3 protein-coding genes and 1 pseudogene are annotated in these 3,231 nt (G+C 67.3%); 2 read left to right on the top strand and 2 right to left on the bottom strand.

The features are described from left to right. Together V6M42_RS07945 and V6M42_RS07940 are read left to right on the top strand one after the other, a co-directional pair. Positions 1-502, top strand: a 502-nt coding sequence (locus V6M42_RS07945; RefSeq protein ID WP_332678106.1) for a lysophospholipid acyltransferase family protein, incomplete at its 5' end; no start/stop codon positions are given. Positions 503-546: 44 nt separating this feature from the next. After that, positions 547-1,368, top strand: coding sequence for a hypothetical protein (locus tag V6M42_RS07940; RefSeq protein WP_332678105.1), 822 nt, complete (start codon positions 547-549; stop codon positions 1,366-1,368). A 4-nt stretch (positions 1,369-1,372) separates the two neighbouring features. On the opposite strand, the gene pdeM is transcribed toward V6M42_RS07940, so the two are convergent. Continuing rightward, positions 1,373-2,104: a ligase-associated DNA damage response endonuclease PdeM gene (gene pdeM / locus V6M42_RS07935; RefSeq protein WP_332678104.1), complete on the bottom strand. Its 732-nt coding sequence runs from the start codon at positions 2,102-2,104 to the stop codon at positions 1,373-1,375. Further along, positions 2,101-3,231: pseudogene (locus V6M42_RS07930) on the bottom strand (DNA ligase-associated DEXH box helicase); the annotation flags it as partial. The pseudogene V6M42_RS07930 and the gene pdeM, both read right to left, overlap by 4 nt.

Raw genomic sequence — 3,231 nt, 5'->3', positions numbered from 1 at the left:
GATGCTGGACGTCATCGCGCCGTTCGCCGTCCTGCCCGACAACTGTTTCATCATGAAGCAGGAGCTGACGCCCCTGCCCTTCTTCGGCTGGTTCGCGACGAAGACGAAGATGATCGCCGTCGATCGCTCGGCCCATTCGAAGGCGCTGAAGGACATGGTCCGTCAGGCCCGCGCCCGTCACGCCGAGGGCCGCCAGATCCTGATCTTCCCCGAGGGCACCCGCGCGCCCGTCGGCGCCGCCCCCGACTACAAGCCCGGCATCGCCGCCCTGTATCGCGACCTCGAGGCCGACTGCACCCCCATGGCCACCAACTCCGGCGTCCACTGGCCGGCGCATGGGTTCCGCCGCTATCCGGGGACGGTGGTCTATGAGTTCCTGCCGGCCATCCCCGCGGGGCTGAAACGCGGGGAGTTCATGGCGCTGCTGGAAGAGCGGCTGGAGGGGGCGTCGAACGCGTTGCTGAAGGCTGACGGCGGCCCTCTCCTCGGCCAGCCCCGCTAGTGCTTATACCGCTCGAGACCGACCGGGCGATCTTCGCCTTTCGGATGGCGACCGATCCCGGCGGCTTTCGCTTGTTCGATCGCTTTGGTCACGAGACCCGGGTCGATCTGGGTGACCGATCAAGCTTGAAACTGACGGCCACAGGAACTTTGCTGTTGAGGCACCCGGATGGGGTCGCCGTTGTCGATCCTGCAAACGCCTTCTCGCGTCTTGAGCTGCGTGAAGTCCCGCTGAACCCGACTGACACCTGGGAAGCCGCCTTTCTGGGCGTTTTGGTGGATTCCTCACGGGGGACTTTTTCGCGGTTCGAAGTCGATGTTGACGCCTTGGAAATCGGTGACCCGGGATATTCCGGTCCGACAGACGCCGTCCTCCTTCCGGACGGCCGCCGGGTCGCCATCCTGATCGCGAGGTCACCTCATCTCGCGATATTTGATCCCGAAGACCGGACGACCCGGCTTGTGGTTCTCGGAGGAAGCTACGGTAGCAACAATGCGGTGGTCCGCGGCCGAACCTTGTGGGTGACCAACTATGATCGGCTCTGTCGGATCGACGGCGATACGCTGGAGATGAGCTCGTCAACGGTACTGCAGCCTGGCTATCTCGATCCGCAATACGGGATAATGACCTCCGCCTTCATAGGCGCTCCCCGTTTCTCCGAAGCGCACAGCGCATGGCTGATTCCGAGACCATACAGCGGGGATATTCTTACCGTCTCTGAAGACACGCTCGAACCCGTGGGTCGGATAGCTTGCGGCGGAAGACCCTACGACGTGTTGGAATTCGACGCGGGCGATCTCCTTATCCTCGATCACCCAATGAAGGTCGTTCGAACGATGCAGAACCCCTTCGTGGAAGCGCTCTGAGCGCCTACCGCAGCGTCTCCCACGCCAGCGCATGCACCCTGTCTCGCCCGAGAGCGGCGGCCATGGGCGGCTGGGCGAACAGGCCGGAGATCGCCGGGTCCCGCACATCCAGCCCCCCGGTAAACGCCCCGAACGCCGGCAGCACCGCCCGCCGCCCGTCCGTGACGAAACACGGCCGCCGTACGCCGCGCCCATAGGCCGCGACCCGCGCCGCCGGATGCAGGTGGCCCGCGATCTCGCCCGGACGGACCCCCGCCTGCGGCTCATGGATCAGGCGCAGGGAGCCGAGGTCCATCGTCTCGACCACCTCGCCGACCAGCTCGTCCATGGCTCCCGCAAGCGCCGCGATGTCGTGGTTGCCCTCCAGCCAGATCCAGTCGCGTCCCGCCGCCAGCCGGTCCAGCCGCGCCCTGTCGTCGGCCGCCATCCGGCCCACCGACTTCGCATCGTGGAAGCTGTCGCCCAGCAGGACCACCGCCGCCGGCTGCAGGACGTCGATCTCGGCCTCCAGCCGGTCCAGCGTCGCCCGGCTGTCGTAGGGCGGCAGCATCTGGCCGCGGGCGGCGAAGGCCGAGCCCTTCTCCAGATGCAGGTCCGCCGCGATCAGGGTGCGGTGGTTCAGCACCCACAGCGCGCCCGAACAGCGCAGCACGCAGGGCTCGCCCTCGATATGCACCCGCAGGCCGCCGCTGGGACAGCGCGCCGGCGACAGGGCCTGTCTGAGCGCCGCGTTCATTGCGCCGCCCCGAGGAAGTCGGGCGGGACGTCGGCCATGACCTCCGCGATCAGATCGGCCTCGTCGAAGCCGTAGGCGGAAGCGTCCAGGATCATCTCGGCCGCCTGTCCGCCGCCCACCCGCTCGCGTCCGATCTGCACCAGCACCGGCACGCAGAAGGGCGACGGCCGCTCCATCCTCACATGCCGGATCTGGCCCTGGATCCGCGCCAGCATCTGGCCCAGCCGTGCGACGTCGAGCAGGCCCGCGGCGGCATCGGCGCGGGCGGTCTTGAGCAGCAGGTGGTCGGGTTGGTGGCGGCGCAGCACGTCGTAGATCAGGTCCGTCGAAAAGGTCACCTGCCGCCCCGTCTTCTCGTTCCCGGGCTGGCGCTTCTCGATCAAGCCCGAGATGAGGGCGCAATTGCGGAAGGTGCGCTTCATCATAAAGCTCTCCTCCAGCCAGCTTTCGAGGTCGTCGCCCAGCATGTCTGGCTCGAACAGCCGGTCCAGATCCAGTTCGTCCATCGGCCGGATCGACCAGATGGCCAGCGAATAGTCGGTGCAGACGAACCCCAGCGGCCCGATCCCCAGCCGGTCCAGCCGCCGCGTCAGCAGCATGCACAGCGTCCCGTGCGCCAGTCCGCCCTCGAACGGATAGGCGACGAGGAAATGCCGCGACCCGCGCGGAAACGTCTCGACCAGCATGGTCTTCGCGTCCGGAATGACCGACCGCTCCTCCTGCAGCTCCAGCCACTCCTGCACGTCGGGCGGCAGGACGCGCCAGTGGTCGCGGTCCTGGATCATGGCCCGCACCCGGTCGGCCAGAGAGGTCGACATGGGGAATTTCGATCCGCCCCAGGACGGGATCTTCGGATCCTTGTCCTGCGCATGGGTGACCAGCGCATCCATGCCGTTGATGCCCTGGAAGGCCCAGACCTGACCGGCGAAGACGAAGGTGTCGCCCGGCGTCATCTGTTCGAAATAGCTCTCCTCGGCCTCGCCCACCTTGCGGCCGCCGGTCAGCTGTTTCGCCGCCCCGCCGCGGCGCGAGGCGATGCGCACGTTCAGCGTCGCCGCCGCCACGATGGCCCCGACGTTCATCCGGTGCCGCTGCGCCGTCTGGGCGTTGCGCACCTTCCATTTGCC

The organism is Brevundimonas sp. (genome assembly GCF_036677305.1).
Lineage (GTDB): Bacteria > Pseudomonadota > Alphaproteobacteria > Caulobacterales > Caulobacteraceae > Brevundimonas.
This window is presented reverse-complemented; position numbering and strand designations above follow the sequence as displayed.